Origin of the sequence: Solwaraspora sp. WMMD406, assembly GCF_029626025.1 — a bacterium.
GTDB lineage: Bacteria > Actinomycetota > Actinomycetes > Mycobacteriales > Micromonosporaceae > Micromonospora_E.
The window spans coordinates 2,184,368-2,207,655 of sequence record NZ_JARUBF010000001.1; the positions used below are offsets into that span (position 1 = coordinate 2,184,368).

Here is a 23,288-nt window from a genome sequence, read left to right on the forward strand (position 1 = left end):
GGGCTCACGCCCCCGACTCGCGGATCACGTCACGACCCGCCTGCGCCTGCGCGAGGAGCACGTTCAGTACGTCGCGCATCGCCTCGCCCTGCGCGAGGCGCACGTAGTGCGAGCGCCGCTCCTCGAAGTTGCCCAGCTCCACCCGGATGAAGTCAGTCTTCGGCGGATCGTCGACGAACCGGACGAGCTGGACCGCCACCTCGGTCGGGTACCGCCCCGGCTCCGGGTTGCAGGGATGCCGGTGGCCCCAGTGCGCGGGCGGCGACGACTCGGGGTGGAACTCGCTGGGGCCGCCAGCGGTGCACTCACTGAGATCACACCAGTTCGGATGGTCGAGGATGTCGGACGGTGCTGGGAGCTCGTTGTCCACACGTAGCCCTTTCACGTCGAGAGTCGGCTGGTCAGGCTGAGGCGGTGGCTCGGGCGACGACGGGTCGGATGTCGCGCAGCCGGATCGGAAGGGACGAGGTGCCGTCGAGGTTGGCGTCGGGCTCGATACGGGCCATGACGTTGTGCGGGAGGAGCGAGTCGACGCTGGTCCCGCCGCCGGGACGCTGGCAGGTCACCAGCACCGCGACGTCCGACCCGGCTTCCACGACGCCGGGCAACCACTGGCCTGTGTACGGGGGCCATACCCACACGCGGTCGGACGGTCGATAGGTGGCCGCGTCGGCGATGTCGTCGGGGCGGCGCTGGTGCGGGTCGATGGCAGGGGTGGGTGGTGGCATCACGCCTCCGTCCTTGAGTTGCTATGTAACAGCTGTTGGGCCGGGTCCCGGCCTGGGTGGCGAGGTGCAGGGGTCCCGAAGCTCCGCGAGCCCGTCGTCGGCCGCGCGCGTCGGTCGGTCACGCGTCCGCTTGATCAGGACTAAGGTCTTCGGGTACGGGTCTGGCCGCCAGCACGGTGCAGGTCGGGTGGGCGCACCCGATCCCCGCACTCCACGCACCAGCCGCTGACTTCCTTGCCGAAGCAGAACCCTACGATGATGCCGGCGAACAGGCATATCGCGGCTACCAGCACGAGAATCACGCTCTTGCTCCAGTCGATAGCACGCCAACATCAGAACGGTCGGCAGAGAACTTGCGACCACCTCATTACACTTTGAGTGTGTCCAAAAATCAACACCTCAGGGTGATCGGCTTTCCATTAATCGACCCCACGTGAGATCATCGGTAATTGTCCAGCCCATTTAGGCGGGGCCAATGTTTGTAATGGCAGATCGGTTGTATCATTTGGGCAAGACACACGCCCAAGACGAGCGGGAGGTGGTCGACAGGTGTCGGATATGGTGGGTTCTGCACTGTTGCGTCGGTACGTCGGCCGGCGACTCGAAGCGCTGCGACGGCGTGCCGGCCTGACCCAGGAGCAGGCGGCAGACGCACTCCAGAAGGGCCGCGCGACGATCGCTCGGATGGAGGACGGGCACGAGGCCGTACGCTTCCGGGACATCGACGTCAAGGCCATGCTGGAGCTCTACGGCGCGGAGCCTGAGGACGGGAGGATCCTCCTCGCGCTCACCGCCGAGACCCGCAACGGGCGGCGGAAGTCCTGGTGGCACGACCGCACCGAGACCGAGCTGCCGGCCTTCTTCGCGCTCTACGTCTCGCTGGAGGACTCCGCCGAGACGATCCGGAAGTACGAGGTCGAGCTGATCCCGGGTCTGCTCCAGACCCGGCGGTACGCCGAGGAAGTCCACGGAGTGCCGACCGACTACATCGATGACGACGAGAAACGGCGACGAGTCGAGGTTCGGATGGAGCGGCAATCGCTACTGACCCGCCCTCGCGCACCACACCTCAGCGTCGTCCTCAACGAGGCCGTACTGCACCGGCTCGTGGGCGGGCGCGAGGTGATGATCGAGCAGTTCGAGCACCTGCTCGACCTGACTCGGCGCGGCAACATCAGCATCCGGGTGCTGCCGTTCACCGCCGGAGTCCACGGCGGCATGGCAGCGTCCACCCCGTTCGCGCTGCTGACCTTCCCGGCGGACCCGCAGAGCGGTGAGCCGCTCGAACCGCCACTCGCCTACGTCGACACATTGACTGGGGCGCTCTACCTGAACAAGCCCGGTGAGTCCGGCACCTACCAGCTCGTCTGGGAAGACATCGACCGCCGCTCACTCAACGAGGACGAGTCGAGAAGCATGATCACTTCTGCATTGGAGGCACTCCGTGAAGCCTGACCAGACCGGTGCCCAGTGGCGTAAGTCCAGCCGCAGCGGCAACGGCAACGACTGCGTGGAGGTGGCCACCAACCTCCTCCCGACGACCGGGCGAGTCCTCGTCCGCGACAGTAAGGACCCTGCGGGCCCCGTCCTGAACATCAACCCCGAGGACTGGCAGTCCTTCGTACGCGAAGCGAGCCGCGAACGCTTCACCGCCTAACAGCCAGTACGCCGCAGCCACCCTGCCGTTTCCGGTAGGCGCTTCTTGACAACGGCTGACGACGGCTCGCCGCACCGACGCCCAGTAGCCGGCACGCCACCGTGCCGGCTACTGCTACTACATGGCAGTGATCTGCCGTTTCAGTGTTTGTTGAACTTCCACAAGTCGCCGGCGGAGAGCCACCGACCGTCTCCGGCAAGTCGGCCGTTGATCGCCTCGAATGACGCCTTGGGCGAGAGTCTGGCCACGGGTCACCATCGAGATCACCGTGAAGCTGCTCCAATCTCGCGACAATCCGGAGTGTCGCTGTTGGGGCTGCGGGCTGGCGCACGGCTCTTCGGTCCCTGGCAATAAACCACCACGGAACCGTCGTCGCCACCGGCGACAATGCGGTGTCGGCTATCCAGGCCAGGTAACACCGCCAACGACACCACCTCACTGGTCTGGCCCGTGAATTCGGCCAGTTGGCAACCGGTGTCAGAGTCCCAGACCTGCACCACCCCATCGTTCAAGCCGCCGCCGGCGGCGATGATGCAGTGTCGGCCGTCCGGACCAGGTAGCGCCGCCAGCGCGTTGATCCTACCGACACTGGTCAATTCGGCTAGCTGATCGCCGGTATCAGGGTCCCAGACCCGCACCGTCCCATCGTTCAAGCCGCCGCCGGTGACGATGCGGTGCCGGCCATCCAGGCCCGGCAACACCGCCAACGATCCCACCGAGCCGACGTGGGCGGTCAGCTCGGCCAGCAGGTCGCCAGTATCAGGATCCCAGACCCGCACCGTCCCATCGTCCCGACCGCCAGAGACGATGAAGTGCCGGCCATCGAGGCCCGGCAACACCGCCAACGATCCCACCGAGCCGACGTGGGCGGTCAGTTCGGCCAGCAGGTCGCCGGTATCAGGATTCCAGACCCGCACCGTCCCATCGTCCCGACCGCCGGTGACGATGCGGTGCCGCCCATCCAGGCCCGGCAACACCGCTACTGACATCACTCCATTGACGTGGGCGGTCAGCTCGGCCAGCAGGTCGCCAGTATCAGGATCCCAGACATGCACCGACTCGTGCATCCAACTGCCGGTGACGATGCGGTGTCGGCTATCCAGGCCAGGTAACACCGCCAACGACACCTCGCTGGCCTGAAACGTGAGTTCGGCCAGATGGTCGCCGGTGTCAGGGTCCCAGATATGCGCCGTCCCATCGAGGATGTCGCCAGCCGAGACGATACGGTGCCGGCCATCCCTGCCTGGCAACACCGCCAACGACACCACCGCGGCGATGTGGCCAGTCAGCTCGGCCTGCTGATCGCCGGTATCAGGATCCCAGACCCGCACCGTCCCATCACCCGGGTAACCGCCGCCGGCGACAATGCGGTGTCGGCTATCCGGGCCGGGTAGCACCGCCAGCGCGTTGACCCTACCGACACTCGCTGATTCGGTCGGATGGTCGTCGGTGTCAGGGTCCCAGATAAACACCGTTCCATAGACCATCATATCGCCGCCGCCGGCGATAATGCGGTGCCGGCCACCCAGGCCCGGCAACACCGCCAACGACACCACCGAGCCGACGTGGCCAGTCAGCTCGGCCAGCAGGTCGCCGGTATCAGGATCCCAGACCCGCACCGCATCACCCAAGCCGCCGCCGCTCGCGATGATGCGATGCCGGCCGCCTGGGCCTGGCAACACCGCTATCGACATCACTCCATTGACGTGGGCGGTCAGTTCGGCCAGCAGGTCGCCGGTATCAGGATCCCAGACCCGCACCGTCCCATCGTCCCGACCGCCAGAGACGATGAAGTGCCGGCCATCGAGGCCCGGCAACACCGCCAACGATCCCACCGAGCCGACGTGGGCGGTCAGCTCGGCCAGCAGGTCGCCAGTATCAGGATTCCAGACCCGCACCGTCCCATCGTCCCGACCGCCGGTGACGATGCGGTGCCGCCCATCCAGGCCCGGCAACACCGCTACTGACATCACTCCATTGACGTGGGCGGTCAGCTCGGCCAGCAGGTCGCCAGTATCAGGATCCCAGACATGCACCCTCCCATCGTCCCGACCGCCAGAGACGATGAAGTGCCGGCCATCCAGGCCCGGCAACACCGCCAACGATCCCACCGAGCCGACGTGGGCGGTCAGTTCGGCCAGCAGGTCGCCGGTATCAGGATCCCAGACCCGCACCGTCCCATCGTCCCGACCGCCAGAGACGATGAAGTGCCGGCCATCCAGGCCCGGCAACACCGCTACTGACATCACTTCGTGCGTACGACGCGCGAGGATACGATGAGTGGTCCCCGACCATATGGCGGTCTGCACATGCCAGGGCCGTGCAGAGTGGTCGACGGTGAGGGCGTCTGCCAAGCGAGTTGATCTGGTCTTGCGAGCCCAGACGTGCAGCCACCACGCCCGCTTCTCGTAGGACCAGCCGTTCCACTCGCTTGTAGCGGCGCTCTCCATGGCCGCAGCTGCAGTGACAGCGTCGCGGGTGTCGAGGGTGTGTCGATGCGCCAGGATCTGGCCAGGCGGACAGGACAGCAGGAATCCGGGATCGGCCATCAACTCGTCGAGCATTCTGGCGATGGCAGCGTGTCCGGGCAGTCGCTGGCGGATGTAGTCGTCGATGCCGGACCAGTCACGTCGGCCGGTGACCGGGCTGGCGGGTGGGACCAGCCATGTAGTGATCGTTCGGTGCGCCGTCTGCCAAGCGGTGTGCAACTCGTCGGCCAGCCCGCCGTCGATCGGTTCGTCGCCTCCGCCGTCCGGGGCGGCGGTGAACAAGTCGCGCAGGCTCTGGTGGCGTACCTGGTATTGGCGGTGGCGGTCCGGCCCGGTGGTCACGTCGAGGAACGCGCGCGCTGGCCCGTCCAGCCACGCCGCCAGCTCATTGCTGGCGTCCGGCCTGCTCAGCACGGTGGCGAGGCCGTTGCGGTCGATCGGGCGGCCGAGCGCGGCGAGTACCGCCAGCGCGGGCAGGTGCAGCGAGCGCCAATCGGGATGTTTGGCCCACCGCTCCTGGATCTGCAGTTCGTAGTAGCCGCGCAGCCCATCCGGCAGGCATGCCACATCGTTCGGCGGACGCAGGCCAGCCCGGACCTCGTCGAGCACGTACCGCAGATAGATCCACACTCCGCGGCAGCGGTCGAGCAACGTCGCGACGAACGTCGTCGCAGGGACCCGGCGCTCGGCTAGCACCTTAGTCAGCGCCGGATCCGGGGTCGGACCGGTGGTCGCGGCGTGCAGGTAGGCAGCCATATCTGCCAGGTTGTCGGCACCCTCCACCTCGATCTGCGACCAGCCGACCCGCAGCGGATCCCGCAGTGCGACCAGAGGGAGGCCGTACCGGCTGGTCGCCACGATGTACGCCCCTGCGGGCAAGGCGTCCGGTGCTGGCAGGCCGAGTGGAATCCCGGTACCCATGCCAGCCGGATCCGCCTCGGCCTCGTCCAATCCGTCGACGACCAGCACCAACGGCCGGCGCTCGGCCGGCACGAACCGCTCATCACGGGCCGCCACCGCCGCCCGGATAACCTTGGCCAGCCAGTCTGGCCGCTGCGCTGCCGCAGGGAACACGTCTCCCGGGGCGAACCTGTCCGCCAGATCCCATGCGCCGATCAACTGCGCGGCCAGGCTCTTGCGTGCCTCGATTGGGTTGCGCGCTCCGCCGTCGAGCCGCGTGAAGTGGTGAGCGCACGTCCGCGTCCACACCAGATGCGCCGCCAGGGCGCTCTTGCCGACCCCGGCTTCGCCCCGCACCACGACGTACCCACGGTCGGTGGCGGCGATCCGTTTATCGATCTGGGTGATCAGGCCGGAGCGGCCCTGGAATCGGGCGAGATCCAGCTGCTCGTACAACGGCGCCGGATCAAAGATCGCGTCATTCAGCCGGTCGAATCGGCCCACCGTGACCTGCACGTATGTCGGTCCGGTGTGCACCGTCCCGGTGATGTCCCGGCCAGCGGCGACCGCGCCTGGGGCCAGCTGCCATCTCGGTCCCACCGTTACTGAACCGGTCCCTGCTGTCGAGGCGACCGGGCCCTGCCGCCGGTGGTGTCGATGTCCGCTTGTCCGGTGATGTCCCGTCCCGCGACCACCGCGCCCGGAGCGACCCCGGACTGCGGCATCGGCTCATCACCAGCCGTAGTGGACGGATCGGTCCGGACCCGGCCGCCGAGGTCCCGACCAGCGACCACCGCACCAGCACCGATTCGCCGGTGTGATTCCGACGCTTTTCCGGCCAACCAACCCGCTACCAACGCCCCGACCAGTGTCAACACCCCTGCCGCGAGCCACCACTGCCAGCCGCCCTGCAACCTGTTGATAACCGCGCTGTTCGCGGCGGCGATCACCACCGCAATGCCTGCGGCCCAGGCGACTTGCCGACCAGACACGTAACCACCTCATGATCACCAGAAGCGTCGGACCTGATACCGGGAGTCAGATCGTAGTCGGTACGAGCAACCTCCGCTGGGCACCCAGCCTGGATCGGCAAGCGCCTGGCGGCCGGAACGTTCGAGTGTCACCAGTCAACCGAAGGTGAGCGATCAGCTATCGCGGCGCAACCTGCGGAAGTTGACTACGCAACCATGGATACCAGGTCCCTGGTCAGCTCGGTGCGTTGCTGACGTAGACGCCTCGGCCTTGGTGGCCCTGAAGGACGCCCCGCTCCTGGAGACGCGCAAGGGCCTGGCGGACGGTAGGTGCCGAGCACTCGTACTGTTCGCCGAGTTCTGCTGTGGACGGGATTTTGTCGCCTGGCTTGAGGTCACCGGTGGCGATGGCGGACTCGATGTCGCGCATGATCCGCCGGAAGACCGGCTCTGCGGGCTGGGAGGGGGTCGGCACGGCAGGCTCCTCGCGTAGGTGAAGCCATCGCATCACGCCTGACCTGTGTTGGCAAGCAAGGCAAGTGCTACGTCTTGACTTAGCTTACTTAGCAACATAGGTTTTCGATCTGGTCGAGGTGCCTCCTTGCGTAGGAGCTGAGGTGGAACGCCTCGACTGCGGCCTGCCCTCCCATGCCCGGGCGTCCCCCGTCGTTCAGGAGGGGAGGGCAGGCCATCTTCCCGCGCCCGCCGGCCCCCCGGGCCTGAGGCTCTTTACCCACCCCAGCTTATATTGCTAAGTAAGCGAGGTTGTGATGGTGCGTACAGTCACTCGCCGCCGGCTGCTCGTCAGCGGGGCCGCTGTCCTGGCCGGGACAGCGATCCCGGCCTGCGGTCGCGAACCCTCTACCGACCGCGCACACATGGAGACGGTCACCGTGTTGACGGGCGCCGGATTCCAAGGCCGGGAAGCGCCGCTGCTGGTGGCACGGGCGAACGGCTGGTTCCGCGCCGAGGGCGTGGCCGTGGAGGTGCTGCCTGGCAAAGGATCAGGCGAAAACCTGAAGCTGTTGGCGGCCGGGCAGGTCGACGTCGCGACCTTGGATGTCAACGCCGCGATGATCGAGGCCAGCACCCCCGGCGGCATTCACGACTTCCGGCTGACATCCGTACTGCACCAGCGGAACCTTGCCTGCTTCGTGGCGTTGGCGTCGTCGGGGATCCGTACGCCGGGCGACCTTGCCGGCCGACGGCTGTCGTACCTGCCGGGTGGCATCAACCACGTGCTCTTCCCCACGTACGCGCAACTGGCCGGCTTCGACCCCTCGGCGGTGAGGTGGGTGAGCAACCCGGTGCCAGCCCAGCACGCGGCGCTGCTCGCCGCCGGCCAGGTCGACGCCATCAGCCAGTTCGTGCCGGCGGTGGAGTCGGTACGGTCCGTCGCCCAGCAGGACGTGACCGTACTGCCGTTCGTCGACTACATCGGTGACCTACACGGATCGGCCATGGCAGTGTCCACGGCGACCGCGACCGACCGCGCCGACGTGATACGCCGGTTCAACCGGGCACTGCTACGCGGGCTCGAGTTCTGCATGGAACAACCCGACGCTGCCGGCACGGCGTACGCGGCGCAGCCGGAAACGCAGGGCCAACAGTCAGCCCTCGCCGCCGCCGAACTGACCGCGCTACGCGGCTACGTCACCCCGGTCGAAGGACGGCTCGGTCACTTCGACATGGCCAGAGTGGCCCGCAACATCGCGATCCTGCACGGTGCCGGCGCCATACCCGCAGGGCTGACGCCGCCCGACATCATCGCCCCCGACCTCGTCGAATGACCCGACCCACGTCGCTGATGCCCAGCTCTGACCCCACCAGCGCTAGCCGGCTCGGCGGGATGATCGCCCGGGCCGCCGCTCCGGTACTCGGCGTGGCCGGGCTGATCGCCGCCTGGTGGGCAGCAGTCGAGGCCACCGGCATCGCCGACTACGTCGTGCCGGCTCCACCAGCGGTCGCCGCCGTGATCCGCGACCAGCCCGGCTACCTACTCCACCACGCCAGCGTCACCCTCACCACGGCGTTGACCGGCTACGCACTCGCCACCGCCACGGCGGTAACCCTCGGCACCGTCCTGGCCATGTCACGGCCACTCGCGCGAGCACTCACCCCGACCCTGCTGATCCTCAGCGTGCTACCGAAGCCCGCCCTCGTACCAGTGCTGATCATCGCCCTCGGCTTCGGCACCGGACCGAAGATCGTCCTGGTCTGGTTGATGTGCTTTCTCCCGATCGCTCTCGCTACAGCCACCGGCTTGACGGCCACCCCGGCCGATCTGGTCGAACTGGCCCGATCGTTGACCGCCTCCCGCTGGCAGACATTCGTCAAGATCCGGCTGCCGGCCGCGTTGCCGTACCTGTTCGCCGGGCTACGAATCGCGTTACCCCTTGCTCTCATCGGCGCTGTCGTCGCTGAACTGTTCGGCGGGCTCGCCGGACTTGGCGTCGTGATCCAGAACGCCGGCACCCGCGCGGACATGGCCTTCGCCGCCATCACCGTCCTCGCCGCCATGAGCACCACGATGTACGGCCTCCTCACCGCCGCCTGCAACGCGGCGACACCGTGGACCCGCCACACCACCACCTGACCAGACCCCGGCCAGCCCTGGCCACCAACCATCCAGCCCCAGATCGACTTCCAGGAGACAGCTGTGACCACCTCCACCTACCTGTTCCACGACACCCCACCAGACACCCGCAGCGACAACGCGACGATGCTCGACGCCCTGGCCGGAATGCTGGACCTGTTCTCCCGCCGGCAAATCCGCCGTATCGGAGTCCGCGCCGACGCCCGGTGCGTCGTCGTCGCCGTCGGTGCCAGCTGTATCGCCGCGACCCTCGCCGAGATGGCGTCCCACGGTGAGGTCACCGCCACCGACATCGACCTCACCCCATGCCGCCGCCATCCGCACGTCAACCTGATCCGCCACAACATCCTCACTGACCCCCTGCCCGGCGACGCCTACGACCTGATCCACGTCCGGCTCCTGCTCGCACACCTGCCCGCCCGGCAGCGCAACACCGTGCTCGCCAAGCTCGCCCGCGCTCTGGTCCCCGGCGGTGTTCTCATCATCGAAGAGTTCGAGCCCACCTGGCGTACCTCCGTGCTGTCCGCGCCGGACCTCGACGAAGCCGACCGGCTGTTCGCCGCCTACCATCGGGCGTTCGGGGCCGCGCTCACCGCTGCCGGCAACGATCTCCGGTGGGGACGCCGCGCCCACCACGCGATGCACGCCCTCGGCCTACAGGTCGAAACGACCGGCCACACCGGCACCTGGACCGGTGGACAACCCGGCTGCCTCCTGCCCCACGCCACCGCTGGTGTCATCCGCGACCGGCTCACCAGCGCCGGTATGACTCCCGCCGACATCGAGGCATTCCGCGAACTCCTGCTCGATCCCATGCTCGTGGTCAAAGGCAACCTGGTCCTGTCCCACATCGGCCGCGCCCCCACCAGCAGCTGATGGCCAGCCGAGTACAGCCTCTACACCACCGCCACCGCATCGGCCACGACGCGCTGAACCTGGCGGGCAGCGCGCTCCGCGCCAAGCGAATCGGAATCCACACCGAGCGGGTCGAGGTCGGCCTGGTTCGCGACGGTACGACCGTCCAAGCCTGGCCCCTGCGGCCCGACCGTCCGACCCCCGCGCCTCACCTGACCAGCCCCACCCGGCCGCGTCGCTGACCCCACCGGAGCAGCCATGACCCGTATCGACATCGCCCTGTTCAACTACGAGAACGGCGGCCGCACGCCGGACGGCCGCTACGACTTCACCCGGCTCCAATACGCGTTCGCCGACGTCACTGCGGTACCCGCGTTGATCCTGTTCTGCGAAGCCAAGCACTACCGCGACAACGCCGGCATGGCGAAGTACGCCGCCGCCGAGGCCCTGTCAGACGAACTCGGCGTGCCGTACGTCGTCGAGCTGGGCTGGATGCGACGTGGACCCATGCCACCGGCCATCTTCTACAACCCGGACCTGCTGGTACTGCGGCGTTGGTGGAACCCCGACGACCCCGCCGCGTTCGACGACCAACGCAACGTGGCCCGGTTCGCCATCCGCGACAGCGGACGCGTACGCGACGAACGACGAGAGTTCCTGACGTTCGTCCATCACTTCGAACCACTCTCCGGCGACACCCGGCTGGAGCAAGCCCGACGCCTCAGCCGCTACGGCGCCACCGAGACGCTGCCCGTCATCGGCGGAGGCGACCTCAACGCCACCGCGTCCGGCGACCACTTCCCACAGCGGGACTGGGCAGCCGCCGCCGTCCACCACCGCACCCACAAAGGCACCCGGCGGCCCGACGGCACCTGGGGACCGGACACCCGCGCGCTCGACCACCTCATCGGCCGATGGGACGACACCACCCGGCAGCGCACCGACGGCTGCGGACTGCACGCCGTCGCCGAAATGGCCTGGCGGGCCGACCCCACCCGACCGATCACGCCGACCGTCAACCCCGCCATCGACGCCGGCGGCGGTCTGCTCATCGACTGGCTCCTGGCCAACGACGCCATGACACCCCACGTCCTGCCCGACACCTACCACGTCCACATCCCCGACCCCCGCTACCCGCCGCCGTCAGACCACCGGCTCGTCACCGCCGCGATCGACCTGTGACACCGACGACCAACCACGCCACGGGCCCGACGACCCCCGTGACCGCCGCTGCCACCCCACTGGCGACGTCGCCCGCACCGGAACGCCGAATCGACCGGCCACCACAGCCGTGCCCCACACATCGTCGAAATCGCCCTCGCGCAACGCGCGTTCCTCGTCCGCGCCGTCACCCACCTCGCCCACGCCGGTATCCGCCAGTTCCTCGACATCGGCACCGGCCTGCCACCGCCAACAACACCCACCAGGCCGCACAAGCGCTCGAGCGACGCCCAACCAACCACCGCACCCCCACCGCCGCGACACCAGGCGACCACCCCACCGAAAGGCGAACCATGACCGCCCTCGCCGCCGTCGCGGTCGGCATCATCCTGATCGCGATCGCCATCCTCCACGCCGGCAACAGCGTGACCTGGGCCTACGCCAAATATCGTGCCCGGCGTCTCCTCACGGCAGGACTTCTCGTCCTCACCGCCGTCGCCATCCTGCGCCACCAGACCGGCGAACCCGAATGACCACACCCACGCCGCATCACCTCCCGCACGTCCGGGCACCACCACCAACCCGAGCCCACCACCGCCACCCCGACCGGCCCACGACGCCACCGCGCGTCAACGCCACCACACCCTCGAAAGGCACAAATTGAAACGCCATCTCCTCACCACGACGATCGCCGCAGCCCTCACCGGCGTCATTGCCGCCACGGCCACTCCCGCTGCCGCGATCGTCGGCGGACACGACGCCACCACCCTGTACAACGGGGTCGCCTCCGTCCGCACTGTGTTCCCCGGCCTCGGCACCGGACTCTGCGGCGGCACCCTCATCCACCCCCGCTGGATACTCACCGCAGCCCATTGCGTCGCCGACCAGCAAGCAGCCCCCACCCCGGTCGCGATGCCCGGCGACGCCGTCACCATCCGCGTCGACAGCCTCGACCGCACCACCGGCGGTCACACCGCCACCGGCAAAACCGTCCACCTGCACCCCGGATTCACCTGGGGAACCAACTGGCCAGCCACCCCGGTCGCCGACCTCGCCCTCGTTGAACTCACCCACCCCGTACCCGCACCCGTAGCGAAGATCGCCGACCGGCAGATACCCGAGTCCACCCGCCTCCGCCTCGTCGGATGGGGCCTCACCGAATTCCCGCCCGGACCCGACACCACCCCACCCGCACTGCTCCAGGAACGCGACAGCCGCCGGCTGCCCGCCGCCGCCTGCACCAACGGATTCATCGGCATCGGCGACATCTGCGCCGACGCCGGTGCCTGCCACGGTGACTCCGGCAGCCCCGCCCTCGCCCGGTGGAAAACCCCCGATACCCGGCCGGCCTGGACCGCCACCGGTATCGCCAGCCGCGAAACCAGCCAGCACGACCCCTGCGGACAACCCACCGTCTACACCGACCCCACCCACCCACCATTCCGCACCTGGATCCACACCACCACGCTCACCCGCACACCCGCACCCCACCCGGCCCCGACCACCCACACCGCCCCCGTGAACCCCGACCTACTCGACGCGCTCAAACTCACAACGTTCGAGTAACAGCGATCAAGCGTCCCAGCCAATCCCGGGTGGTCCGCCCGGTGCCACACACGCCGGGCGGACCACCACACCCGACGCCCAAACATGAACCCCGGCCCCTGAGCCACCCGTACCGGCTACGGCAGCCACCCGCAGCCGCTCCGCCCCAACCGCAACATGACCCATCACCACTGCCTGCAGATATGCTGCCCACGGGCGGCGCGGCACCATCTCCATGTCGATCTCCCGCAAGAGTCGACCGCGCCGCCCCGCCAACACCTGTCCGGCCGCAACGAGGGCGACCCGACGCCTCAACGGGGGGGGAGGGGGGAGGCCAGGTCATCTGAGCAGGTCGATGTCCTCCTCTGCCTGTGGCCGGGAGATTGTGTTGATGGTCAACACGTAGGGGGAGCTCGAAAGTGCTTGCGCCGTGCGCGCGAGGTGGGCTGCGATCGCGTCTAGGTCGGTTGTAGCGGTCGGCACGACGGTGCCCGGCGGAGCGTCACGGGGCGGTGCGCCGATGGCGTAGGAATCGAGGGCTACACGTACGGCGGCGGCTGCGGCGATCGCGTCAATTTCGGCTTCGGAGAAGCAAGCGCGTCTCGCACGGCGTCGAGCTTGATTGACGATCGCCGGGTCGATGTAGGCGCTCAACCGGCGGAGTCCGTCGAGAATCTCGATGGTTCTTCGGTGGTAGGCATATGGAAGACGCGTCACGGGGACGGGGTCGTCGAGCGGGAAGCCCTCGTGCCACACGGCTGCGCTCAACCTCGTCGGCTGCGCTGCGGGTGCGCTGTGATGGAGCGCGAGCCAGAGTGGACGCATCTGCCAGTGGTACTGGCAACGGGTCCACCATCGGGTCAGACGGGCGCGGAGACCGCCGCCGAGGTCTCTGGTCGGGTGGGCTGGCGTGACCGGTCCCTCTTCGGAAATGGTCGGAGTTTCGAAATGCGATCGTGCCCGGCTGAGGCGGGTAGCGAGAATGTCGGCGGCCAGTTCAGCCTCGTGTTCTTCGGTCAGGTCGCCGGTGTGGTTGTCGACGAGTCGTGCCCCTCGGTGACCGAGGACGATATGGGAAAGTTCGTGGAGGATTGTCTGGGTTCGTACTAGCGGCGGTAAGGCCGCGTCGACAAAGATGAGGTCGGTAGTTGTCGAGTCCATCCATACGCCGGGCGCTTCGTTTGAGGGGATGGCCAGGGGCACGATGGTGATGGATCGCGCCCGGGTCGATCCGATGGCGTGGCACCACGCGTCGACGGTGTACGGCGGGGGCGGCGGAGGCAGTTGCAGACGGCGTAGGCGTCGCTCAAGGCGACGACGCTGGTGCCAGCTACTTCCTGGCACTGCCTCTGTGCGCACCTGGGGCTCTCCGGGTTCGTCGAAGATGCTGGTGGTCGTGGTCAGCCGCTGAGCGGCTGCGCCGCCAGCGAGGGTCTTCCGATCATCATGCCGTTCATCGACACTGGTCGGCTACTGGTTCCACGGTGGTGCTGAGCGGGGAGAGGTGATCTGTCCGGCCATGCTGCTCACCTGTCGTCTGGGCCCGGTCGTCGTGTCGTCTGGACGAGACGTACGCGGGCGGGGGGTAAGCCGACATGCGGCCGAAGTCGAGATTGCCTTATTGTACTAATTAAGAATTTTGCCTGGTGTGAGGTTGGGCTCGAGAGCCGTATTGCCTAGCTTCGGGTTGAGAGCGTGGGAGGAGGTAGGCATGAACGGCAAGGGCTACGACTGGAACTGAGCAAAGTCGGCTGGCGTCGATTGCTGTTAGCCTGGGCTGCCGGAACCGGGCGGAGCTCCCGACAGGTGCGACGGGATTGGCAGCAGGCATGGGACGACAGGACCGCCGGCTATGGACACTGACACTCGCCGTAGGCGTACTCGCCGGTTCCTCGGTAGCGCATGCGGTCACCCAGCTTGCGCTGCCGAACGCCAACCTCTGGTTGTACCCCGTCACGGCAGCCGCGCTGATCGCGGTCGGCAACGCATGCTCGGTGGAGGTACCGGTCCGATCGGGAGTGCGGCTGACCCTCGCTCCCACCGCGATCTTCGTCAGCGCGGTGGTGCTGCCGGCACCGTGGCTCGTGCTGGCCACCGCGGTGGGTAGCGGCATCGCGAAGATCATCACCCGGTATCCGACGAGTGCGGCGGTGCACAAGGCCATCCACAACACGGCGAAGGACACCGTCGCGGCCACGGTGGTCGGCGCTGCGGTCGGCGCTGCCGGCATCCATCCTGATCTGGGTAGCAACGTCCTCCCCGCGCCAGCACCGTCCTATCTGGTGGCCCTGGTGCTGTCCGTTCTGGCGTTGGTGCTGGTGGAGGAGACAGTGACCACGACGACGGTGTCCGTCGCCACCGGCAGAGCGTGGCGTACCGTCGCCGGTACCGCAGTGGACTTGAGGCTCGCGGTCGTGCTGGCCGAGTTCCTGGTGGCGGCGGTCTCGATCGCGATGGTCAAGGTGGACCTGCGGCTCATGATCGCAATGCCGCTGGCAATGCTGCTGGTCTACGCGGTCTACCACCATCGCATGCGGTTGCGAGCGGAGCGGGAAACCTGGCAGCGGCTGGCGGGTGTCACGGATACGCTCAACACTGCGGATCCGACGGGCGTGTTACACACGGCGGTTCGCGGGGCCGTCGGGTTGTTCGGGGCTCGGCAGGCTGAGGTGGAGGTCACCCTCCCCGCCACAGGCCGACGCCTCGTCCGAGCATGTCCGACCTGCGTGTGCTTCGACGGGCCGCCGGACGGCGTACCTCCGCTCGACCGCGCCGACGTCGTGCAGCCCCTGACAACGGGCAACGCGGACTCAGGGGCCGTCCGCATCGTTCTGCATGGTCCACGTGACGTGCCATCCGGTCGGGAAGAGGCCGCTTTGCGCGCCTTCGGTGCCGCGTTGTCGACCTCGCTGGACAACGCGATGACCTATGCCCGCCTCGCCGCTGACGCCAAGATGCACGCCCACCTCGCTACCCATGACGCACTGACCGGCCTGACCAACCGGCACGCCTTCACCGCTACCGCTGACCCGCGCTGCGCCGACGATCCAGCTGGTGTCGGGCTGCTGCGTCTGCGCCTGGTGGGATTCGCTGGCATCGCTGCCACTCTCGGTCATGCCGGCGGTGATCTTTTGCTGGTCGAGGTGGCGACGAGGTTGAAACGCGCGGTCGCCGCAGCGGGGTACCTCACCTGCCGGCTCGGCGTGGACGAATTCGCGGTCCTGCTGACCGGGAAGACCAGCGAGGCGATGGAGAGAGAGTCCCTACGGATCGCTGGCGCGCTGCGTGGGCCGGTGGACGCGGGTGGGGTCTTGGTCGGTGTGCAGATCGGCGTCGGACTGGCCGCAGGTAGTGCGGGGGTTGGCGTCGAGGAGCTGCTCCGCCGCGCGGACGCCGCGCTTCGCCGGAGCGGAGGTAACGGGTCGGCGAGGCTGGCGGTGTACGACCCGCAGGAGGAGCACCACGATCGGGAAGCTCAGCTGGCGGAACTCGTACACGACCTGTCTGCAGATTTGCACGCCGGCCGCGTCCATGTCGAGTTCCAGCCGGTCCTTGACCTGACAGCGGGTGTCCCTGTTGCCGTCGAGGCCGTGGCGACGTGGCGGCATCCGCGCCACGGGACTCTTGAGGCGCAGCGTTGGCGCGCGGTCGCCGAGACTGTGGTGCGGCCGGTATCGATCATCGAAGTTGTGCTGGACGAGGCACTGGCCGGAGTCAAAGCGTGGCGCGATGCCGGCTTCGACTTGCCCGTCGCGGTGACCGTGTCCGGACCCTGCCTGCTCGATGCGCGATTCACCGGCTTGCTCTTCGGCAGCCTCCTGCGCCACGACGTCGCACCGGATCGCCTGATCCTGCAGATACCTGAAACGGACCTGCTCGGGCCAGACGCCCTCCTCGAGACGCTGACCGAGATCGACAAAGCCGGAGTCCTGCTGGCGCTGGAACGCTTCGGAGCGGGTCCCGCATCGCTGGCGACCCTGGCCACCCTCCCGATCCGTGGCCTCAAGATCGATGAGACGTTCATCGACAGCATGGCGAGCCGTCAGGCAGCGGTCGTAATCCGGGCCGCAGTGACCCTTGGGGATGATCTAGGGATTCCGGTTTGCGCGCCCGGGGTGCGCAGCCTCGAGCAGCGGCAGGCTCTGCGTGACCTGGGGTGCCGCGTCGGCCAGGGCGATCACCTCGGACCAGCGATGGAACGTGACCACCTGCTCGGCGCGTTGGGGCGCGGCGTCAACGGCGTACCCGGGCAGCTGGCTGCCGCGTTGGAGGAGGTACGCGTGTTGCCGCTGCGATCCCGGAATGCTAGCTGATCCGTCTGTCCGCGCCGCTCGGCGCGTAATAGTCGCGCCACGTGCCGCAGTTCCCTGGGGACATCTAGGGTGGGCACGATAGGCAATCACGTGGGGTCCTTTTGGGTGGATCAGGTTCCGTCGCGAGTGCTTGTCTAGCGAGGGGTCCTATGTCCAGTCTCCATACTATCCGCTATGGACGCGATGCCCCGTGTCGTCCCGAACCGGGATCGAACCGTTGTTGAGATCACTTCAGCTTCAGTAGGTGCTTCGATGGCTTGAGTCCGTTACCTTCGATCTCATCTGGCCGTCGTGTTGCAGAATTGATCATGGGAGACCTGGATTGAGACGGGGAAGTCGATGTTGACATGGATCGAGGCCGCAGCCTGCGGAGCCGTCGGGGGTCTCATCACGGAGGCAATTGTGACCTTCGGTCGGTTGCGGGCCTGGCAGCAGGCGAGGTATGCCGCCCGGGGTGCGGGCTCGGTGCCGCCGAGTCTTGCCAGCTTTGTGGATCCACTCGCTGATGCGCTTGCGGCGGTGTTCCGTACTGTGCTGGGTGCGGTTGCGGGCTGGTTGCTTCACGATCAGATGACCGGGGTGTATGCCGCTGTGCTTGTCGGTGCTTCCGCGCCTGCCCTTCTCGCCCAGGTGGGTCGGACAGCGGTGGCGGAGGTGACGCAGGCTCCGGACAGAGTACCTGCGGGTGCGCGGGTCGAAGGTGATGCATCGTGACCAGTATCGGCTCCGTTGCTCGCCGCTCGTGGCAGTCCTTTGTCGGCACGCCACTTCCCCGTTCGGCCTCTGTCGGGCGGGGACGCGAAGGTTACGGTCTCTGGCGGCGGGTGTGGGCGTCGGTCATCGGCCGTGACCTGATCCGGGTGGAGACGGCCCCGGTCGTGCCCCGTGTCCCGTCTGTTGTCCGTCGTCGTGTGACGGGTTGGTTCGGGCTGCCCACTGTCCCCACCTCTGGCGCGCTAGCTGCTGCCGGGGAGGACGGGATTGTGTTAGAGGCCTCGCCAGTGGATGGAAGCGTGCTGTTCCTGGTCCGCGGTGTTGGGTTCGACTACCGGCTCGAGGTGGTGCTACGCGGTGGCGGCGAGTCCGGTCCGGTTGCGGTGAGCATCCGTTACGCCACTGTGAATGGTGGGGAGGAGCGGGAACTCATCGTGCCGATGTTCTATGGGTCGATCGGGCCATCGGCCGGGTACGTTCGGCTTCCTGGGTTCGGTCCTGGCGCGGCGTGGACGGCTCGTGGTCCCGAGCCGGTCGTCTCTGACCCCGGCTGGTCGGACGAGACGGTCACCGGATCGATCCGCGCGGCGCATAACGAGGCGACCCGGCAGGCGTGGCGGCGGATCGGTGCCATACTTGGCGGGCGTCTCGGCGGCCTGATCAGCGAGGTGCTTCGATGACCGGCCGCAGCGCGGCGGGGGTGCGCGCGCGAGTCGAAGCGTTGCTGGCCAATTCGACGAGCCCACAGACAGCCATCCGGGAGCTGCTCGGCGAGCGCTGGTTGTGGTGGCGGGCGTGCGGTGAAGCGGTGACCGACGATCCCGGGTGGCTCACTGACACGCGGAGCGCGGAGTTGCACGCCTGGATCAAGGCTACCGTGCCGGACCGGGCTGCCGGGCTGACAGCGGTCGACCAGCCGTTTCTGCTGGGCCGCGCCCTGTCCGCCTCCGGCGGGACTACCGGGGACCACCATGAGGCGCTGTCGACGCTCCGCGACATGTGGGAACACAGTGGGCTGCTGTCGGCGAAGGCCGCACCAGGACACCCGCGCCCATCCGGCCGCGACAGCGGTCACCTGACCCCGGCTGCGACGTCGGGGCTTGCCTCGCTCGTCGAGTGGTTGCGCTCGGCCCGAGCTGATGCCGAGCCGACGCCGGCTGAGAACATGCTGGTGATCGCCGCCCTGCTACTGAGCGGCGCCGAGCCGCGCCGGCGGCCGGTCGTGACGATGCCGGTGGTGTTCGGTGGATCGACCGGCGAGCCTGACATGGACGGGCCAGGCGTCACGGGCATCCTCGAACTGAGAGAGTTCCCGGCCGGCCCGGCAGGGTTGTATCCGGATCCCCGTGCAATGGCAGACGTGCGAAGTCCGAACGGGCAGTTCGCCTTGTCCGTCGGGCATGCGTGGAGCGTGGCCGGACCGAGGGGAGAAGGCCGGTGCGTCCTGTGGCGCATCGTGCTGACCGACCGTGCTCCCGCGCCGCTGCGTATCGAGGGTCCGTCCCTCGGCGCGGCCTTCGCTCTTGGTCTGCGTGAGCTTCTGCGTTACCCGCGTTCCCGCCGACCCAGCATCGCGGGTGTCCGGGCTGCGTTCTCAGGGCCACGGCCCCGGACAGCGGTGACCGGCGCGTTGGATGGAGGTGGGCGGCTGCTGAAGGTCAGCGATATGGAGGCCAAACTGAGGGCCGCGCGACGCGGTGGTCTCCGGCTCGTCGCCCCAGCCGCGAACCGGATCGATCTGGCCAATGCGCCCGAGCCCGATGATGTGCGCTTCGCGGCCACGCTCGGGCAGGCCCGCCGATATGTGCGTCGCTACCGGACTGTCCGGGTCGCCACGGCATTGGCCCTACTGCTCGCGGCAACCACCTCAGGGCTGGTGGTCCAGTACCAGAATGCGGAGGCCCGGCAGCGCCTGGTAACCGCACATCGCCTCGCCGAGGTCGCACAGAGTCTGCTAAACAGCGATGTCGGGCTCGCGGAACTGTTCGCCGTTCATGCATACCGGCAGCATGACGACTCGTTGACGCGGCGCGTGCTCTTCGAGGCGGTACGGACCAGCCCGCACCTCGTCAGCCGGGTTGACGCGGGCGGAACGGTGACCGCCGTGGGAAGTTCCGCAGACGAGAACCTGGTGCTGGCGGGCACCGACGCAGGTGAGGTCCGGCAGTGGGAACTCACCGGGCTGCAGCCGAGCGCAGGTCGTACCCTCGGCCGGCTGCCGAGCGCGGTCACGGAGGTCGCCGCTGACGCGGCGGGCCGTACCGTTGCGGCGATCGACGAACGTTCGGTCATGGTATGGCGGAAAAGCCAGCCTTCGGCCACGCCGACCCTGCCAGTCGGCTCCACACCAACCGCCGTGGGAGTATCCCCGGACGGGCGTTTCGTGGCCGTGACGGCGAAAGGCTCCGCGTTCGATGCCCCGCCGACGCTGCTGGTGTTGGACCGGTACACCGGCGACACTCGGGCACTCGAGCTACCCGATATGCCCTCCTCACCTGACAGCATGGCGTTTTCCTCGGACACGGAGGTTGTGCTCCTCGACGGCGACGGCTACGGCGCTTGGACTCGGGTCGGGCTCGAGTCGATGATCAGGGTGGGCGGGAGCGTGGTTGGCTTCGGCGTGCACAACGTGGGCTCGGCCATCGCGCCGGATGGCAGCGCTTTCACGTACAGCAACAAGGGATCGTCGCTGCCGGTGTTGATCACCGTAGGTGAGCCGGACCTGGAGAAACCGCACCGGCAGGCGCAGGTTCCTGAGGGGTTACCCGCAGCAGTGGCGCTCAGCGGCGGGGCACTAGCGGCGGCTATCGCGATCGGCAGCACTCTGTATGTGTCCTGGCCCGCAGAAGCCGGTCGGACGGTGTTCGAGCCTTGGTCGTTGCCGGGTGCGGGCAAAGTCTCAACCCAGGGGTTGGCATTCGTCGGGTACAGCCAGACCAAGCTCGTCTCCGCTTCGGGCTCGGTACTAACGATGTGGGACCTCTGGCAGTACTCCCGGGTCGCGACCGCGCGATACGCGACCATTCCCTTCCAATGCAACGGATGCCCAGGGCCCTCAGTCTCAGTGTCACCCGACGGTCGGACCGCAGCCGTGGGCACCGGCACGACGATCGTCGTCCAGGACCTAAGCGGCGACGCACCCGGACGCGTGGCCCAGGCGGAAGACCAGCGCTTCGGGGCCATGGTGTGGCGACCGGACAACTCCGGAGTCATGGTCGGCCAGCCCGACGGGAGCACTCTACTCTTGACCCCCGATGGTGAGGAGGACCTGCTGGCCACCGACTTCTGGGATCCGGTGCCGGATCCGTTGGATTTGCCTGATGAGATGGCGCTGCTGCAGCCCCTGCCGGGCGGGCGACAGATAGCCGAACTCGACAAATCCGGCACCGTACTGATCAGGGACGTCGCCACTGGCGAGGTACTCCGCACGGTACCAGGACCCGAGGACAGAGCGCCGACAATATACGGATCGAGCTACCTCAACGACAGCTGGCGGGCGCTCGACCAGCGGGCTGCGCATGCCGCCATCATCAACTACAACCTTGAGGACGACACCACAACGATCGTGGTGACCACCATCGCCACCGGCCGCTCCCGCATCCTCGACGGAGAAGGCGCCGCCGGCCTCGCCTACATAGATGATCAGCTCCTCATCCAGCGTGACGAGGGCGAACTGGAGATCTGGACCGCCGACGGCAGCCGCCGGGTCGGCCGGCTCGAGGGCACACCCGGCACGGCCGTCGGCCCCGCCGTCGGAGATGGCCTCTTGGCGGCGAAGCCGGGTACCGACGACAGCGTGCGACTCATCGAGTACCCGTCCGGCGACGTCCTCGCTACCCTGCCCCTGCCCCAGCTCGCCGGCTCCAGAGACCTCTCCACAGGGCTAGCCTTCTCCAAGGACGGCCGGACACTGGTTACCGCCACCGAGGCGATCGACGGCCGGGGAATCATCATCGCCTGGCAACTCGACCCGACAGCTTGGGTCCGCGCCGCCTGCGCATCGGCCGGCGGTACCCTCTCATCAGAACTCTGGCGGCAATACCTAGACACCGATCCACCCTCGGACCTTGGGTGCACATCGTGACCGGCCGGTGGTGCGCGGCCGCGCTGTGTGTCGCGCTCGTGACCACCGGATGCCAGGAGACACCACACCCGACGCCCCCACCGAGTGCCACCACCGGTGTCATCAAACTGCCAGGCAACGCCGGCCCGACCAATATGGCCCTCGCTGCGGACGGCGCACTATGGATCGTCGAACACCGGATGGGCGCGATCGCCGAGGTCGACCCCACAGGACGGGTCACGCAACACCGCGTGCCCGGCCGCGTAGTCCAGCCTGGCTCCATCCTGGCCGCCCAGGACGGCAGAACCGCCGACTGGCGACTCGGGTGGATCGACCGGCCACGAGGCTTTGCAGCCTTGATCGGCGAAGGTAAAAGCCCTCGCTCTGGTTCCATACGAGGGCTTACGGTCGGGCCAGACGGTGCGATCTGGTTCATCGCCGCATCCACTACGCCCTCCGTCCGACGCGCGCACCCAACGGAGGGGATCCGGGTCATGGCATCACTGCCAGGCACCGCAAACCAGGTCCCGCAGGACGGTCTAACGACCGGCCCTGACCAGGCAGTATGGTTCACCATGTCCGACGGTATCGGCCGAGTCGGACATGACGGCCGGTACACCAGGTGGCCGCTGCCTCCGAAGGCGAACCCGCGACAGATTATCGCTGGCCCGGATGACGCCCTATGGTTCATCGAGCGGCGCGGCATCGGCCGGATCACGATCAGCGGCGTCGTCTCACACACGCCGGTGCCAGTGCCGGACCCGGAATGGATCCGCGCCCTCACCTCCGGGCCGGACGGCGCGCTGTGGTTCATCACCGACACCCAGGTAGGTCGTCTCCAACTGACTGGTACGCCAGAGCTGTGGCCCGTCGCCGGCGCGAAGCGGCTCAGCGCCATCGTCACAGCACCGGACGGCTCACTATGGCTCGCCGACTCTCGAACCAACCTCGTGCTGCGCTTCCGGCCACCCCAGTAACACCGCTGCGCCACCGGCTGCGGCCGATGCGCACTCTACGCGCCGGGCCGCACCGTACAGGTAATCACCGGAAAGGCCTTCGTCTAGAACCTGCGACACGGACACCACGAAGTTGCGCTTGACACGCCACCTACGACTCGGGTGTCCGCCGCGTTCACCGGTTCGACGCGCCATTCGTCGGGCACCTCATGCCGCTACACTGCGGCCCTGGCTGGCGACCGTGCCGAACGGCGCCATCCGTAGCCCAGCCGCGCGAGTGCGACTGGGCTACGGATGGGACGGAGCGTAGTCGGCAAGACGGTACGCAGCGGCATGAAGG

19 protein-coding genes and 1 pseudogene are annotated in these 23,288 nt (G+C 67.9%); 13 read left to right on the forward strand and 7 right to left on the reverse strand.

What is annotated here, in order from left to right; genetic code table 11:
- Positions 1-4 precede the first annotated feature (4 nt).
- Together O7632_RS10050 and O7632_RS10055 are read right to left on the reverse strand one after the other, a co-directional pair.
- A complete protein-coding gene (locus O7632_RS10050; RefSeq protein WP_278113413.1) occupies positions 5-370 on the reverse strand; it encodes a hypothetical protein in 366 nt (121 codons plus the stop codon).
- A gap of 31 nt (positions 371-401) precedes the next feature.
- Positions 402-728: a hypothetical protein gene (locus tag O7632_RS10055; protein ID WP_278113416.1), complete on the reverse strand. Its 327-nt coding sequence runs from the start codon at positions 726-728 to the stop codon at positions 402-404.
- 558 nt (positions 729-1,286) lie between these two features.
- Between O7632_RS10055 and O7632_RS10060 the strand changes: the two genes are divergently transcribed.
- On the forward strand, positions 1,287-2,183 hold the full coding sequence (locus O7632_RS10060; protein ID WP_278113418.1) for a helix-turn-helix transcriptional regulator: 897 nt from the start codon (positions 1,287-1,289) through the stop codon (positions 2,181-2,183).
- Positions 2,173-2,385, forward strand: coding sequence for a DUF397 domain-containing protein (locus O7632_RS10065; protein WP_278113420.1), 213 nt, complete (start codon positions 2,173-2,175; stop codon positions 2,383-2,385). Before O7632_RS10060 ends, O7632_RS10065 begins: the two co-directional genes overlap by 11 nt.
- Before the next feature lie 263 nt (positions 2,386-2,648).
- Here O7632_RS10065 and O7632_RS10070 read toward each other — a convergent pair whose 3' ends face one another.
- The 3 genes from O7632_RS10070 to O7632_RS10080 all read right to left on the reverse strand — a co-directional run bounded on the left by O7632_RS10070 (position 2,649) and on the right by O7632_RS10080 (position 7,220).
- Positions 2,649-6,374 carry an AAA family ATPase gene (locus tag O7632_RS10070; protein ID WP_278113421.1) on the reverse strand — a complete coding sequence of 1,242 codons (3,726 nt, stop codon included), beginning with the start codon at positions 6,372-6,374 and terminating at the stop codon, positions 2,649-2,651.
- Between the two features lie 2 nt (positions 6,375-6,376).
- On the reverse strand, positions 6,377-6,766 hold the full coding sequence (locus tag O7632_RS10075) for a hypothetical protein (protein ID WP_278113423.1): 390 nt from the start codon (positions 6,764-6,766) through the stop codon (positions 6,377-6,379).
- A 214-nt stretch (positions 6,767-6,980) separates the two neighbouring features.
- Positions 6,981-7,220, reverse strand: coding sequence for a winged helix-turn-helix domain-containing protein (locus O7632_RS10080; RefSeq protein ID WP_278113425.1), 240 nt, complete (start codon positions 7,218-7,220; stop codon positions 6,981-6,983).
- Positions 7,221-7,518: 298 nt separating this feature from the next.
- Between O7632_RS10080 and O7632_RS10085 the strand changes: the two genes are divergently transcribed.
- The 3 genes from O7632_RS10085 to O7632_RS10095 all read left to right on the forward strand — a co-directional run bounded on the left by O7632_RS10085 (position 7,519) and on the right by O7632_RS10095 (position 10,217).
- Positions 7,519-8,535: an ABC transporter substrate-binding protein gene (locus tag O7632_RS10085; protein WP_278113427.1), complete on the forward strand. Its 1,017-nt coding sequence runs from the start codon at positions 7,519-7,521 to the stop codon at positions 8,533-8,535.
- Between the two features lie 17 nt (positions 8,536-8,552).
- Positions 8,553-9,341: an ABC transporter permease gene (locus O7632_RS10090; RefSeq protein WP_278113429.1), complete on the forward strand. Its 789-nt coding sequence runs from the start codon at positions 8,553-8,555 to the stop codon at positions 9,339-9,341.
- 63 nt (positions 9,342-9,404) lie between these two features.
- On the forward strand, positions 9,405-10,217 hold the full coding sequence (locus O7632_RS10095; protein WP_278113430.1) for a class I SAM-dependent methyltransferase: 813 nt from the start codon (positions 9,405-9,407) through the stop codon (positions 10,215-10,217).
- A gap of 20 nt (positions 10,218-10,237) precedes the next feature.
- Here O7632_RS10095 and O7632_RS10100 read toward each other — a convergent pair whose 3' ends face one another.
- Positions 10,238-10,366 (reverse strand): hypothetical protein, encoded by a 129-nt coding sequence (locus tag O7632_RS10100; RefSeq protein ID WP_278113432.1) that lies wholly within the window; start codon positions 10,364-10,366, stop codon positions 10,238-10,240.
- Positions 10,367-10,454: 88 nt separating this feature from the next.
- On the opposite strand from O7632_RS10100, the gene O7632_RS10105 reads away from it, so the two are divergent.
- From O7632_RS10105 to O7632_RS10120, 4 genes and pseudogenes are all read left to right on the forward strand, one after another.
- On the forward strand, positions 10,455-11,378 hold the full coding sequence (locus O7632_RS10105; RefSeq protein WP_278113433.1) for a hypothetical protein: 924 nt from the start codon (positions 10,455-10,457) through the stop codon (positions 11,376-11,378).
- Between the two features lie 96 nt (positions 11,379-11,474).
- A pseudogene (locus O7632_RS10110) lies at positions 11,475-11,638 on the forward strand (SAM-dependent methyltransferase); the annotation flags it as partial.
- A gap of 72 nt (positions 11,639-11,710) precedes the next feature.
- A complete protein-coding gene (locus O7632_RS10115; RefSeq protein WP_278113435.1) occupies positions 11,711-11,890 on the forward strand; it encodes a hypothetical protein in 180 nt (59 codons plus the stop codon).
- Positions 11,891-12,017: 127 nt separating this feature from the next.
- Positions 12,018-12,923, forward strand: a complete 906-nt coding sequence (locus O7632_RS10120; protein WP_278113437.1) for a trypsin-like serine protease — start codon at positions 12,018-12,020, stop codon at positions 12,921-12,923.
- Positions 12,924-13,241: 318 nt separating this feature from the next.
- Here the strand turns inward: O7632_RS10120 and O7632_RS10125 are convergent, their stop codons facing one another.
- Positions 13,242-14,105 carry a DUF6545 domain-containing protein gene (locus tag O7632_RS10125; RefSeq protein WP_347403564.1) on the reverse strand — a complete coding sequence of 288 codons (864 nt, stop codon included), beginning with the start codon at positions 14,103-14,105 and terminating at the stop codon, positions 13,242-13,244.
- Between the two features lie 1,079 nt (positions 14,106-15,184).
- Between O7632_RS10125 and O7632_RS10130 the strand changes: the two genes are divergently transcribed.
- The 4 genes from O7632_RS10130 (at position 15,185) to O7632_RS10145 (ending at position 22,969) form a co-directional block, all read left to right on the forward strand.
- Positions 15,185-17,215 carry a bifunctional diguanylate cyclase/phosphodiesterase gene (locus tag O7632_RS10130; protein ID WP_278113438.1) on the forward strand — a complete coding sequence of 677 codons (2,031 nt, stop codon included), beginning with the start codon at positions 15,185-15,187 and terminating at the stop codon, positions 17,213-17,215.
- Between the two features lie 710 nt (positions 17,216-17,925).
- On the forward strand, positions 17,926-18,609 hold the full coding sequence (locus O7632_RS10135) for a hypothetical protein (protein WP_278113440.1): 684 nt from the start codon (positions 17,926-17,928) through the stop codon (positions 18,607-18,609).
- The gene (locus O7632_RS10140; RefSeq protein WP_278113442.1) at positions 18,606-22,013 is read left to right on the forward strand and encodes a hypothetical protein; all 3,408 of its coding nucleotides are present in this window, start codon (positions 18,606-18,608) and stop codon (positions 22,011-22,013) included. The genes O7632_RS10135 and O7632_RS10140 overlap by 4 nt, the downstream gene beginning before the upstream one ends.
- Positions 22,001-22,969 carry a hypothetical protein gene (locus O7632_RS10145; protein WP_278113444.1) on the forward strand — a complete coding sequence of 323 codons (969 nt, stop codon included), beginning with the start codon at positions 22,001-22,003 and terminating at the stop codon, positions 22,967-22,969. The genes O7632_RS10140 and O7632_RS10145 overlap by 13 nt, the downstream gene beginning before the upstream one ends.
- Positions 22,970-23,288 lie beyond the last annotated feature (319 nt).